The 12129-nt window shown below is 67.9% G+C and carries 12 protein-coding genes; 11 read left to right on the forward strand and 1 reads right to left on the reverse strand.

Annotated elements, in window-relative coordinates:
* Nucleotides 1–26 precede the first annotated feature (26 nt).
* The 11 genes from DTA15_RS09390 to DTA15_RS09445 all read left to right on the forward strand — a co-directional run bounded on the left by DTA15_RS09390 (nucleotide 27) and on the right by DTA15_RS09445 (nucleotide 10805).
* The gene (locus DTA15_RS09390) at nucleotides 27–887 is read left to right on the forward strand and encodes a transporter substrate-binding domain-containing protein (RefSeq protein WP_012493673.1); all 861 of its coding nucleotides are present in this window, start codon (nucleotides 27–29) and stop codon (nucleotides 885–887) included.
* 92 nt (nucleotides 888–979) lie between these two features.
* Entirely contained in the window at nucleotides 980–1702 is a 723-nt protein-coding gene (locus DTA15_RS09395; protein WP_006481063.1) for an ABC transporter permease, read from the forward strand.
* Between the two features lie 12 nt (nucleotides 1703–1714).
* On the forward strand, nucleotides 1715–2461 hold the full coding sequence (locus DTA15_RS09400) for an ABC transporter permease (RefSeq protein ID WP_006484844.1): 747 nt from the start codon (nucleotides 1715–1717) through the stop codon (nucleotides 2459–2461).
* A 27-nt stretch (nucleotides 2462–2488) separates the two neighbouring features.
* A complete protein-coding gene (locus DTA15_RS09405; RefSeq protein ID WP_006484818.1) occupies nucleotides 2489–3280 on the forward strand; it encodes an ABC transporter ATP-binding protein in 792 nt (263 codons plus the stop codon).
* Nucleotides 3281–3287: 7 nt separating this feature from the next.
* Entirely contained in the window at nucleotides 3288–4781 is a 1494-nt protein-coding gene (locus tag DTA15_RS09410; RefSeq protein ID WP_006484825.1) for an HAL/PAL/TAL family ammonia-lyase, read from the forward strand.
* A 50-nt stretch (nucleotides 4782–4831) separates the two neighbouring features.
* Complete coding sequence (gene hutC, locus DTA15_RS09415; RefSeq protein ID WP_006484819.1) at nucleotides 4832–5587, forward strand: histidine utilization transcriptional repressor HutC; 756 nt, start codon at nucleotides 4832–4834, stop codon at nucleotides 5585–5587.
* Between the two features lie 234 nt (nucleotides 5588–5821).
* A complete protein-coding gene (locus DTA15_RS09420) occupies nucleotides 5822–6394 on the forward strand; it encodes a plasmid fertility inhibition factor family protein (protein ID WP_006491826.1) in 573 nt (190 codons plus the stop codon).
* A gap of 253 nt (nucleotides 6395–6647) precedes the next feature.
* Nucleotides 6648–7997 carry a reverse transcriptase family protein gene (locus DTA15_RS09425; RefSeq protein WP_006484833.1) on the forward strand — a complete coding sequence of 450 codons (1350 nt, stop codon included), beginning with the start codon at nucleotides 6648–6650 and terminating at the stop codon, nucleotides 7995–7997.
* Between the two features lie 325 nt (nucleotides 7998–8322).
* Nucleotides 8323–8652, forward strand: a complete 330-nt coding sequence (locus DTA15_RS09435; RefSeq protein ID WP_006484840.1) for an H-NS histone family protein — start codon at nucleotides 8323–8325, stop codon at nucleotides 8650–8652.
* A gap of 303 nt (nucleotides 8653–8955) precedes the next feature.
* Entirely contained in the window at nucleotides 8956–10203 is a 1248-nt protein-coding gene (locus DTA15_RS09440; RefSeq protein WP_006484831.1) for an MFS transporter, read from the forward strand.
* Nucleotides 10200–10805 carry an SLOG cluster 4 domain-containing protein gene (locus DTA15_RS09445; protein WP_006484848.1) on the forward strand — a complete coding sequence of 202 codons (606 nt, stop codon included), beginning with the start codon at nucleotides 10200–10202 and terminating at the stop codon, nucleotides 10803–10805. Before DTA15_RS09440 ends, DTA15_RS09445 begins: the two co-directional genes overlap by 4 nt.
* Nucleotides 10806–11017: 212 nt before the next feature.
* On the opposite strand, the gene DTA15_RS09450 is transcribed toward DTA15_RS09445, so the two are convergent.
* Nucleotides 11018–12106 carry a porin gene (locus tag DTA15_RS09450; protein ID WP_006484850.1) on the reverse strand — a complete coding sequence of 363 codons (1089 nt, stop codon included), beginning with the start codon at nucleotides 12104–12106 and terminating at the stop codon, nucleotides 11018–11020.
* Nucleotides 12107–12129 lie beyond the last annotated feature (23 nt).

Below are 12129 nucleotides of genomic sequence, written 5' to 3' on the forward strand. Positions count from 1 at the left end.
CGAACTTCAACGCAAGGAGAAATCTCGTGAATGGCAAGCGCATCAAGTGGGCAATCAGGACGATCGGCATCATCGCGGCTGCGGCGGCCACGCTCGCGGCACCGGTGCAGGCAAAGGAATGGAAGACGGTGACGGTCGCGCTCGAAGGCGGCTACGCGCCGTGGAACCTCACGCTGCCGGGCGGCAAGCTGGGCGGTTTCGAACCGGAGCTGCTCGCCAACGTGTGCGAGCGCATCAAGGTGCAGTGCAACATGGTCGCGCAGGACTGGGACGGGATGATCCTCGGCCTGCAAGCCGGCAAGTTCGATGTCCTGATGGATGCGATTTCCATCACGCCGGAGCGCGAAAAGATCCTGCTGTTCTCGCGCCCGTATGCGGCGACGCCGGCGACGTTCGCCGTCACCGATACGAAGATCCTGCCGAAGGCCGCGCCCGGCGCGCCGATCGTCAAGCTGACGGGTGACGCCAACGCGGACAAGCCGACCGTCGACACGCTGCGCAAGCAGCTGAAGGGCAAGACGATCGGCATCCAGTCGGGCACCGTCTACACGAAATTCATCAACGACAGCTTCAAGGACATCGCGTCGATTCGCGTATACAAGACGTCGCCCGAACGCGATCTCGATCTGGTCGCCGGGCGCATCGACGCATCGTTTGACGACGTCACGTACTACGCGGCGAACAACGCGAAGAAGGACAACGCGTCGATCGTGCTCGCGGGGCCGAAGCTCGGCGGCCCGATCTGGGGGCCGGGCGAGGGGCTCGCGTTCCGCAAGCAGGATGCCGACCTGAAGACGAAGTTCGATACGGCGATCGCCGCGGCGCTCGCGGACGGCACCGTGAAGAAGCTCGCCGACAAGTGGTTCAAGACCGACGTCACGCCGTAAGCGCGTGTTCGGCTGCCGCCGCGTGAGCCGGTCGAACGGCACACGGCGGCACGCATCCAGTGGCTTCACCCAACGCATGCCGGGAGGCACGCATGGCGATTCTTGAAATGCTCGGTTTCGGAACCGAAGGCTGGGGCGGTGTGCTGCTGCTCGCCGCACTGATGACGGTCGCGCTGACGCTTGCCGCGCTCGCGGTCGGGGCGGTGATCGGCGCGGCGATCGCGGCCGCGAAGCTGTCGCGCTACCGCACCCTCCGCCTGCTCGGCGATCTGTATACGACGGTATTTCGCGGCGTGCCCGAACTGCTCGTCATCTATCTGTTCTACTTCGGCGGCTCGACGCTCGTGACGGCCGTCGGCCAGTGGTTCGGCGCGGAAGGCTTCATCGGCGTGCCGCCGTTCGTGATCGGTGCGCTCGCGGTCGGGATGATCTCGGGCGCCTATCAGGCAGAGGTCTATCGCGCGGCGGTGCTCGCCGTGTCGAAAGGCGAGCTCGAGGCGGCGCGCTCGATCGGCATGCCGCGCAGCATGGTGCTGCGGCGCATCCTGGTTCCCCAGGTGCTGCGCTTCGCGTTGCCCGGGATCGGCAACGTGTGGCAACTGAGCCTGAAGGATTCCGCACTGATCTCGGTCACCGGTCTTGCCGAGTTGCTCCGCACGAGCCAGATCGCGGCCAATTCGACGCACCAGTACTTCGTGTTCTTCGTCGCGGGCGGTGCGTTGTATCTGCTGATGACGGGCTTGTCGAACCGCGTGTTCAACCGGGCGGAAGCGATCGTCGGCCGGTCGTTCCGCCGCAATTTCGCGCGCAACTGACGGAGAACGGGCATGTCCATCGATTTCGCTTTTCTCGTCGATACGCTGCGCCAGTTGCTCGCGGCCGTGCCGACCACGCTCGGCCTGTTCTTCGCGTCGCTCGTGCTCGGCGGCCTGCTGTCGCTCGTGATCGTCACGATGCGCGTATCGCCGCGCTGGTTGCCGAACCGTTTCGCGCGTGCCTATATCCTCGTGTTTCGCGGCTCGCCGCTGCTGATCCAGATGTTCCTCGTGTATTACGGGCTCGGCCAGTTCGGCGTGATCCGCGAGAGCTTCATGTGGCCGCTGCTGCGCGAGCCGTACGTTTGCGCGGTATTGTCGCTCGCGCTGTGCACGGCCGGCTACACGGCCGAAATCCTGCGCGGCGGGCTGATGGCCGTGCCGATCGGGCAGATCGAGGCCGGCTATTCGATCGGCCTGTCGGGCTTCGCGCTGCTGCGGCGCGTGATCGGCCCGATCGCGCTGCGCCAGTGTCTGCCCGCGTATTCGACCGAAGCCGTGCTGCTGGTCAAGTCGACCGCGCTGGCGAGCCTCGTCACCGTATGGGAAGTGACGGGCGTCGCGCAGCAGATCATCCAGCAAACCTACCGGACGACCGAAGTATTCGTCTGCGCGGCCGTCATCTATCTGGGCCTGAACTTCATCGTCGTGCGCCTGCTCGGCGCGCTCGAATGGCGGCTCTCGGGGCACCTGCGTGCGCCGAAGCCGTCCGGTGCGCCAGCCGCCGCGACCCGAAATGCCCGGCGCGTCGCGTCCTGAGCGCGCCATTCCTTCCAGGAGAATCCGATGAACACCGCTGCTCCCGTTGCGCTGTCGGTCAGAAACATCCACAAGTCGTTCGGCGATCATCATGTGCTGAAGGGCATTTCGCTCGACGCGCACGAGGGCGACGTCATCTCGATCCTCGGCGCGAGCGGATCGGGCAAGAGTACGTTCCTGCGTTGCCTGAACCTGCTCGAGACCCCCGATGACGGTTCCGTCGCCCTGGCCGGGGAGGAACTGGCGATGAAGCGCGCGCGCGACGGCAAGCTGCATCCGCGCGACCGGCGCCAGGTCGACCGGATCCGCTCGCAGCTCGGGATGGTGTTTCAGAACTTCAATCTGTGGTCCCACATGACGGTGCTCGACAACCTCGTCGAGGGGCCGCTGCGCGTGCAGAAGCGCAGTCGCGCAGAAGCGGTGGAGGAGGCCGAGGCGCTGCTGGCGCGCGTGGGCCTCGCGGACAAGCGTGGCTACTATCCCGCGCACCTGTCGGGCGGCCAGCAGCAGCGGGTCGCGATTGCACGCGCGCTCGCGATGCATCCGAAAGTGATGCTGTTCGACGAACCGACGTCGGCGCTGGACCCGGAACTGGTGGGCGAGGTGCTGCGCGTGATGCGCTCGCTCGCGGAGGAGGGGCGCACGATGCTGGTCGTCACGCATGAAATGGGATTCGCGCGCCACGTGTCGAATCGCGTGATGTTCCTGCATCAGGGCGAGGTCGATACGGACGGCACACCCGACGAAGTCTTCGGCGGCCAGACATCCGAGCGCTTCCGGCAATTCGTGTCGAGCCACCACGACCGCACCGCGAACTGAGGCTGCCATGACCGTATTCCGTGCGGCTCGGCCGCTTGACTGGCGGCAGGTTGCGGCGGTGGCGGCCGGCGCGCCGCTGGCGTTGGCCGACGATACGCGCGCGCGCGTCGTGGCCGCTCGCGAACTCGTCGACGAGATCGTCGCGCGCGGGATTCGCGCCTACGGCGTCAATACCGGCGTCGGTGCGCTGTGCGACGTGATCGTGTCGCCGGCGCAGCAGAGCACGCTGTCGCACAACATCCTGATGAGTCACGCGGTGGGCGTCGGCATGCCGCTCGGCGCAGCCGAAACCCGCGCGATCATCGCGGCCGCGATCAACAACTATGCGCACGGGCATTCGGGCGTCCGTCCCGATGTCGTCGAACAGCTCGTCGCGCTGCTCGAGCACGATTGCCTGCCGGAAGTGCCGGCGCACGGCTCGGTCGGGTACTTGACCCACATGGCGCATGTCGCGCTCGTGTGCGTCGGGCACGGCCATGCGCGCCATCGCGGCGAACGCATGCGCGGCGACGAGGCGCTGCGGCGTATCGGCCGCGAACCGCTGGTGCTCGGCGCGAAGGAGGGGTTGAGCCTGGTCAACGGAACGCCGTGCGTCACGGGGCTGGCTGCGCTCGCGCTCGCCCGCGCCGAACGGTTGCTCGACTGGGCCGACTGGATCGCGGCGATGAGCTTCGAGAACCTGGGCGGGCAACTCGCCGCATTCGATCCGGCTTCGCTCGCGCTGCGGATTTCCCCCGGTATCGGGCAGGTCGGCGCCCGTGTGCGTGCGCTGCTGGCGGACAGCGGCATGCTTGCCGCGGCGAGCGGCCGGCATACGCAGGATCCGCTCAGCCTGCGCACGATTCCGCACGTGCATGGCGCGGCGCGCGACGTGTTCGACGTCACGGCGGAGGTCGTCGATCGCGAACTCGCATCCGTGACCGACAATCCGGTCGTGGCCGGCACGCGAGACGCGCCGGCCGTGCATTCGCAGGCGCACGCGGTCGGCGCCGGCATCGCGCTCGCGATGGACAGCCTCGCGGCGGCGATGGCGCAAGTCGCCGCGATCGCCGAGCGGCGTCTCGACCGGCTCGTGAATCCGCTCGTCAGCGGGCTGCCGGCGTTTCTTGCCGCGCCGGGCGGCAGCTGTTCGGGTTTCATGATCGCGCAGTACACGGCGGTCGCGCTGGTCGCGCAGAATCAGCGGCTTGCCGCGCCGGCGAGTCTCGACGGCGGCATCACGTCGGGGCTGCAGGAAGATCACCTGTGTCATGCGACGCCGGCCGCGCTGAAGGCGCTCGACATCATCGAGAATACGACCCGCGTGCTCGCGATCGAGCTATTGGCCGCCGCGCAGGCGTACGACCTGCAGCCGGGCGACACCGCGCGGGCCGCATCGACGGACGCGCTGTGGCGGCATGTACGCACGCGCGTGCCGGTCTATCGCGACGACCGGCCGCTCGCGGACGATATCGCGATCGCGGCCGGCATCGTCGCAGGCGTGCCGCCTTCGTTGCAGTGACGACAGGCGAGGACGGGCCGATTACCCAACATTCATTCGGTCGAGGGCGCATGAGCGAAACGGAACGCAAGCTTTTCGCACGGCCGGCGCAGGCGTCGGCCGGCACCGTGCCGGCGCGGGCACTACCGGCCTATCAGCAGATCAAGCGCTACGTCGTCGAGCGGATCGCGAAGGGCGACTGGAAGCCCGGCGCCGCGATCCCGACCGAGGCCGAACTGGTCAAGGAATTCGGCGTGGCCCGGATGACGGTGTCGCGCGCGCTGCGCGAACTGACGGCCGAGCGCGTGCTGACCCGCATCCAGGGGGCCGGCACGTTCGTCGAGCGCCGGCATTACGAGTCGACGGTGCTGGAGATCCGCAACATCGCGGACGAGATCGCCGAGCGCGGCCATCGGCACAGCGCGCGTGTGCTGCTGATCGAGCGCAGCGTCGAGCCGGACGCGATCGATGCGCTCGGACTGCGCGCCGGGCCCGTGTTTCATTCGCGTATCGTGCATTACGAGGAAGACGAGCCGATCCAGTTCGAGGATCGCTACGTCAATCCGGCCTTGTTTCCCGCGTATCTGGAACAGGACTTCACGCTCGAGACGCCGAATCATTACATGGTGCGACTCGCGCCGATCCAGCGGGCGGAGTTCCGGATCTACGCGGAGAAGCCCAACGCGCAGGTGCGTCGGCATCTCGTGATGGAAATCGGTGAACCGTGTTTGCTGCTACGACGCCGCACGTGGGTCGGCGAGCATGTCGCCACGTCGGTCAGGCTGTGGCATCCGGCGTCGCGGTTCCATCTGGCGGGCAAGATGTAGGGACGTGCGGCGGCCCTGGGCGGGGCGCACATTTGCCGCTGCGGCCGGCGCTGGCGATGTACCCGTATGGGTCGTGATGGCGCGATGTCGCACCTGCATCGAAAGGCGATACACTGCGCGGGTTCCCGATCCGGTCGGGAGCGTCGGGGAACCGGGCGACCGCATCGCGGCACCCGCGCGGAGCATGCCACGGGCCCGGACTCATTCGAAAAAATCGAGAGAAAGAGAGGGCCCATGCTGACACGTCTTCGTAACGGCATCCTTCGTGCACAGGACCTGCGCGAATCCGGAGCCGCTTCACCCACCCAGCGCCCGTCGATGGCGTGCGAACTGGTCGAGCTGAGCGCGAAGCGCGCGACGTGGCGCGTCCCCGTGCCGAATCAGGCGGACTGCTATCTGAAGGCCGAGCCGGGTGGACCCGAGCGGTTTGTCGTCCATATCGACGCGGAGACGTTCTATCGCCGCTGGCTCGAGACGAGCCCCACGTTCCCGAAACAGAATTCGCAGGATTGCGTACCGCGCCGGGCCATGTCGCTCGACAGCAAGTTCGCGGTAGCGGCCACCGCGTTCAGGGGCGGCCGCGACGCACCTGTGACGCTGCCGTCGGTCGGCTACTGGGCGGCGGCAAGCGGCTACGAGGTCGCGATGAGCGACGGCATAACGCGCACCTTCTGGCTGCTCGCCCATCGCGTGCGGTCGTTTCCCGTCAGCGTGGCCGACGCGAGCTGGGCGACGATACTGAACGGCATGGCCGGCATCGGCGTGGCGCCGATCGCGTTCAGCGAACTGTTCGCCCGGCGCGCATAAGCGCGCCGCCGCCGCGCAGCGCGCATCGTCCGGCTCGATTTGACACCTGGCGTCGCCGCCCATTAAAGTCGCGACGCGGGGCGGTGGGTCAAGCACACGCCCGGAACAGGCAGCCGATGTTCCAGGACTACGGGGCTACCCCGTGGATCAGATCGATACGCCGATGCGTCGCAAGTGCGCAAGTTGCGCGTTGCGCAACGACCGCTCTCGCAGCACCAGCCACGTTGGCTCATCGTCCCGCCTTCCTTTTCCCATGCACTCATCCCTGCGCGATACCACCCGCACGATTGCCGAGGCGATGCTCGCCGGTCCGCCCGAACGCGACGGCGTCGTCGCGCGGATGGCCGCCGTGCTCGGCGAGGCACAGCCGTGGGCGCCCGAATGCGCGGGCACCGCGCTCGCCCGCTTCGGCGCGGACTGGGCCGATACCGACACCGACGCGCTCGCGGCGCTCCTGGCCGAGGCGCCCGCGTTCGTGCGCGCATGGTATGGCGAGCGTCGGCCGGTGGTGATCCGCATCGTGCGGCGGCCGCTGGTCCAGCGACCGTTGCCGGCGCCGCTCGCGGGCTGCGATGTGCCGCAATGGCCGACGCCCGGCGATCTCGCCGGCTGGCTCGGGGTGAGCGCGCCGGAGCTCGACTGGCTGTCCGACCACTGGCGCGTCGACGCGCGCAGCGGCGCCACGCCGCTGCATCACTACACATACGTCGCGGTCGACAAGCGCAGCGGCGGGTGCCGCCTCGTCGAAATCCCGAAGGGGCGGCTGCGCGAAGCGCAGCGCCGCATCCTGCGCGGGCTGCTCGATCGCATCGCGCCGCATGGCGCGGTCCACGGTTTTCGCAAGGGGCACGGGATCGTGTCGTTCGCGACGCCGCATGCGGATCGCGATGTCGTCGTGCGTTTCGATCTCGCGGACTTCTTCGTGTCGGTGCGCGCCGCGCGCGTCCATGCGCTGTTCGCGACGCTCGGCTATCCGGCCGAAGTCGCGCGGATCCTCACCGGGCTCTGCACCAATCGCGTGCCGTCGGCGCGGCTGCTCGCGCCGGACCTGCGCGACCGGTTCGACTGGATCGGCCGTCAGCGCTATCGCGAACGGCATCTGCCGCAGGGCGCGCCGACGTCGCCGGCGCTCGCGAACCTGTGCGCGTTCCGGCTCGACCTGCGGCTCGCCGCGCTCGCGCGTTCGGTCGATGCGACCTATACGCGCTATGCGGACGATCTCGCGTTTTCCGGCGGCGGCGCGCTTGCGCGCGACGTCGAGCGGCTGCAAGTCCGGGTCGCCGCGATCGCGCTCGAGGAAGGGTTCGCGCTGCAATTGCGCAAGACCCGCGTGATGCGGCGGGGCACGCGGCAGCAACTGGCCGGCGTGGTCGTCAACCGGCATCCGAACCTGTCGCGCGACGCATTCGATCGACTGAAAGCGATCCTGACCAACTGCATCCGGCGCGGCCCGGCGTCGCAGAATCGCGATGCGCATCCGGATTTCCGTGCGCATCTGGCCGGGCGCGTCGCGCATGCGACGGCGCTGAATGCGGCGCGCGGCGCGAAGCTGCGCGCGCTGTTCGACCGGATCGTGTGGGACGCCGGCGGCGCGGGCCGCTGACCCGTCGGCCCGCGTCGGCGCCGGTCGGCAGACTTCTGCAACACGACGCCGCGCACTGCTATCATTCGCGCCATGCCGCGCCCGTGCCAGGGGCGGCGAATCACTTGCCGCCGCCGTTCGCTTCATGCATGCGTACGCGGCGTGCCGCCCGTTGCCGGCTTGGTTCAAGCTGCCAGTGACGCACGACGTCGTTTAGTGCGCATCGCGCAAATCACGCCGGCTCAGGTGGACGATTCACCTATTTGACAGCCCCGATCGGCGGAACTTCGTGGTAGGTTCGGCCATCGGAGCTTTTTGCAAAAACATGCCCAAAGAGGATGAATACATGACCCAGGCCCTGCAGGAACTCGAAGCACAACTTCGGGACCTGAACATCAAGCTGTCAGAGGCGAAGCAGAAGGAGAAGCAAGCCGCGCTCGCGGCCTTCAAGGAACAGGTCGAGCTTTTGGGAATTTCGCAGCAGGAAGTGCTGAGCGCGCTCGGCTACATCGTCCAGCGCAAGCGCAAGGCGCCTGCCAAGTACTACGATCCGTCGACCGGCCGCTCGTGGTCGGGGCGCGGCCCGCGGCCGAAATGGCTCGAAGGCAAGGATCTCGAAGCGCTGGCGGTCGATCGCGAGGCCAAGACCTGGTGGCCCGGGGACGATCAGGGCTGAAGCCCGGCGCGCCGCAAGGCGATCGGGCGCCGTCCGGTTCGCGCAGGCGGGCCGGCCGGCAATTCGCCGCCCGCCCGCCATCTTTCATTCGGTGTCCGGCCTGATCGCGACATCGCCGGCCTCGCCGCCGACACCGGATCGACGTTTTCCCTTTTCTTTTCTTTTCCTTTTCCCGCTCGTTGCCTCCGTTGTTGCCTCCGTTGCCCGCGCGCCGTCCGGCCAGCGCGGGCGCGACGCGCGTCCGCCGCCGTCGTTCGCCGGCACAGGCCTTAGAATGTCGCCGGACATTCGTGGCAGGACACCATGGCAGCAAACATGAAATCTTCGACGCTCGGCGGCCCATCGGCCCCGCGCGTGGAGCAGGTCGGCGCGTACGCGTGGAAAGCGCTGGCCGGATCGGCGATCGGCTACGCGATGGACGGCTTCGACCTGCTGATCCTCGGCTTCATGCTGCCGGCGATCACGGCGGCGCTGCACCTGACGCCCGGACAGGGCGGCGCGCTAGTCACGTGGACACTGATCGGCGCGGTCGCGGGCGGCATCGTGTTCGGCGCGCTGAGCGATCGCTACGGACGCGTGCGCGTGCTGACCTGGACGATCCTGCTGTTCGCGATCTTCACCGGCTTGTGCGCATTCGCGCGCGGCTTCGAGGATCTGCTCGTCTATCGCACCATCGCGGGCATCGGCCTCGGCGGCGAATTTGGGATCGGCATGGCCCTCGCGGCCGAAGCGTGGCCTGCAGCCAAGCGCGCCCGCGTGTCGTGCTACGTCGCGCTCGGCTGGCAGGCCGGCGTGCTGCTGGCCGCGCTGCTGACGCCGTTTCTGCTGCTCCACATCGGCTGGCGCGGCATGTTCGTGGTCGGCGTGCTGCCCGCGCTGCTCGCGTGGGTGATGCGCAACAAGCTGCACGAGCCGGAAGCGTTCGTGCAGCGCGCGACGCAGCCCACGTCCAACGCGTTCCGCATGCTCGTCGCCGACGGCCGCACCGCGCGCACGAGCCTCGGCATCGTGATCCTGTGTTCGGTCCAGAATTTCGGCTACTACGGGATCATGATCTGGCTGCCGACCTTCCTGTCGAAGCAGATGGGCTTCTCGTTGACGAAATCGGGGCTGTGGACGGCGGCGACCGTCGTCGGGATGATGATCGGCGTCTGGGTGTTCGGCCAACTGGCCGATCGCATCGGCCGCAAGCCGACGTTCCTGCTGTATCAGCTCGGCTCGGTCGTGACGGTCATCGCGTATGCGCGGCTGTCGCACCCGACGACGATGCTGTGGGCCGGCGCGCTGATGGGGATGTTCGTCAACGGGATGGTCGGCGGCTACGGGACGCTGATGTCGGAAGGCTATCCGACGGCCGCACGCGCGACCGCGCAGAACGTGCTGTGGAACATCGGCCGCGCGGTCGGCGGCTTCGGCCCGGTCGCGGTCGGCGCGCTCGCCGCGCACTACGGGTTCCAGACGGCCATCGCGCTGCTCGCCGGCCTGTACGTGCTCGACATGATCGCGACGCTGTTCCTGATCCCCGAGCTCAAGGGCGTCGAGCTCGAATGAGCGCGGCGCGCGTACGCGCCGCCACGATTTCACCGGAAACCACGATGCAACGGAAAACCAGGACGATTGGCGTGATGGGCTCGGGCAAGGAGCCGTGGGCCGCATTTTCGGAACCGCTCGGCGCGTGGCTCGCGCAGGCCGGGTTCAACCTGCTGACGGGCGGCGGGCAGGGCGTGATGCTGGCGGTCGCGCGCGCGTTCGCCGGCGTGCCCGGTCGGACCGGACGATCGATCGGCATCGTGCCGACGCAGGCCGATCCGGTCGCGGGCTTCGTGCCGCTCGACGGCTATCCGCATCCGTTCGTCGACATTCCGGTCCTCACGCCGCTGCCGCGCCGCGAGCCGGGCGCGGCTCCGGACACGATCAACCGCAACTACGTGAACGTGCTGAGCAGCGACCTGATCGTGGCCCTGCCGGGCGGGCACGGGACGGCGGAAGAGATCGCGCTCGCGCAGCGCTGGCGCAAGCCGCTCGTCTGCTTCGGGCCGGACGGTGCGTTTCGGTCGCTTGCCGCGGACGCGGTGTGCACGTCGTCGCTCGACGACGTGATCCGGTTCGTTGGCGATGCGTTTGCGGCGGAGCGGGGGCAGGCGTTGCGGTAGGTCAGGGCCGGTGTCACCGCATCGAGGTCGATGAAGGTCGACCCGGGCCGCATGCATGCAACCAAGGCTTCGACGACGTCGGCCGCGGACGCCGCCGCGACGGCGGAAACGATCCACCATGCGTCGCGATTGCCATGCACTTGCCCGATCGCACGAGACAGTGTGCGGCGCGCGCGAATGGTCGTCCGTCGCACCCGGCCCGGTCGATGGGCTCAGAATGAATGCGTCATCCCCACATGCGCGAGCAGTTGCGAGCGCCCCGACGACGGGCCGTTCGGATAGGTCGCCGCCGTCGCCCCGTTGCCCGATGCGAGCTGCCACGTCAGCGTCGCCTGCAATTGCGTGCGTTTCGACAGCGCGTACAGGTTGCCGGCCTCGAGCGTGTTCCAGTGCATGCCGTCCAGGCGCGAATACGTGTAATCGAGCGTGACCGCTTCCGCCGCGGTGAACTGGTAAAGCGTGCCGACGTCGATGTTCTGCATGTGCGTGGCCGTGCGTGCGCCCTTGATGTCCGTCCGCGTGTACAGCACGTTGACGTGCCACGGTTCCGTGATCCGGTACGTGAGCCCGATACCCAGGTTGTTGACCTCGTTCGACTGGAAAGTCTTTTGCGCGGATAGCGTCTGGTCGAGGAACCGGGTCCAGCCGAAGTAGTTGTACAGGTCGAGCACGCGACGCTGGGTCGTCATGTACGTGACGCCGACCGACAGCGGGCCGCGATCGTAGGTGGCGTACGCGCCCGCACTGTGGCCGGTCGCGTCCGACCCGGTGAAGCCGTACAGGGCACCGACGCGTATGCCGTACCATTCCGGACTCCGATATTTCACCGCATTCTCGATCTGGTAGCCGTTGGTCAGGCTGTCCAGGTTACCCGCATGGAACGCGTACAGGCTGCGATTCCAGAACGCGTTCGAATAGCGGATCGCGACGTCGTCCATCAGGTCGGCCTGGCGGCCGAACGTGATCGTGCCGAACGGACCGTCGAGGCCGACATACGCCTGCCGGTCGAATAACGTGTTGGACTTGATCAGCATGCCCGTATTGACGTTGAAGCCGCTCTCCAGCGCGAACACCGCGCGATAGCCGCCGCCGAGCGCCTCGTTGCCGCGCAGTCCCCAGCGCGTCGGCGCGCCGATCCCGGACGCCGTGCCCCACGACGCGCCACCGCGCTTGTTGCTGATGTAGGTAACGCCGGAATCCACCTGGCCCCACATGGTGACCGAACTGCTTTGTGCGTGTGCGAGCGAAACCAGCGAGGCGCCGCATCCGGCGATCAGAAAGGTGCGAGGCAGGATTTTCATGTGTCAGGGACCGGGAAGCGGGC

The sequence above is a fragment of the Burkholderia cenocepacia genome (assembly GCF_900446215.1).
GTDB classification, from domain to species: Bacteria; Pseudomonadota; Gammaproteobacteria; order Burkholderiales; family Burkholderiaceae; genus Burkholderia; species Burkholderia cenocepacia.

Bases quoted from the DNA above. Each gene is read 5' to 3' on its own strand.
- DTA15_RS09395 (WP_006481063.1), top strand. From the start codon at position 980: ATGGCGATTCTTGAAATGCTCGGTTTCGGAACCGAAGGCTGGGGCGGT.
- DTA15_RS09400 (WP_006484844.1), top strand. From the start codon at position 1,715: ATGTCCATCGATTTCGCTTTTCTCGTCGATACGCTGCGCCAGTTGCTC.
- DTA15_RS09405 (WP_006484818.1), top strand. From the start codon at position 2,489: ATGAACACCGCTGCTCCCGTTGCGCTGTCGGTCAGAAACATCCACAAG.
- DTA15_RS09410 (WP_006484825.1), top strand. From the start codon at position 3,288: ATGACCGTATTCCGTGCGGCTCGGCCGCTTGACTGGCGGCAGGTTGCG.
- hutC (WP_006484819.1), top strand. From the start codon at position 4,832: ATGAGCGAAACGGAACGCAAGCTTTTCGCACGGCCGGCGCAGGCGTCG.
- DTA15_RS09420 (WP_006491826.1), top strand. From the start codon at position 5,822: ATGCTGACACGTCTTCGTAACGGCATCCTTCGTGCACAGGACCTGCGC.
- DTA15_RS09425 (WP_006484833.1), top strand. From the start codon at position 6,648: ATGCACTCATCCCTGCGCGATACCACCCGCACGATTGCCGAGGCGATG.
- DTA15_RS09435 (WP_006484840.1), top strand. From the start codon at position 8,323: ATGACCCAGGCCCTGCAGGAACTCGAAGCACAACTTCGGGACCTGAAC.
- DTA15_RS09440 (WP_006484831.1), top strand. From the start codon at position 8,956: ATGGCAGCAAACATGAAATCTTCGACGCTCGGCGGCCCATCGGCCCCG.
- DTA15_RS09445 (WP_006484848.1), top strand. From the start codon at position 10,200: ATGAGCGCGGCGCGCGTACGCGCCGCCACGATTTCACCGGAAACCACG.
- DTA15_RS09450 (WP_006484850.1), bottom strand. From the start codon at position 12,106: ATGAAAATCCTGCCTCGCACCTTTCTGATCGCCGGATGCGGCGCCTCG.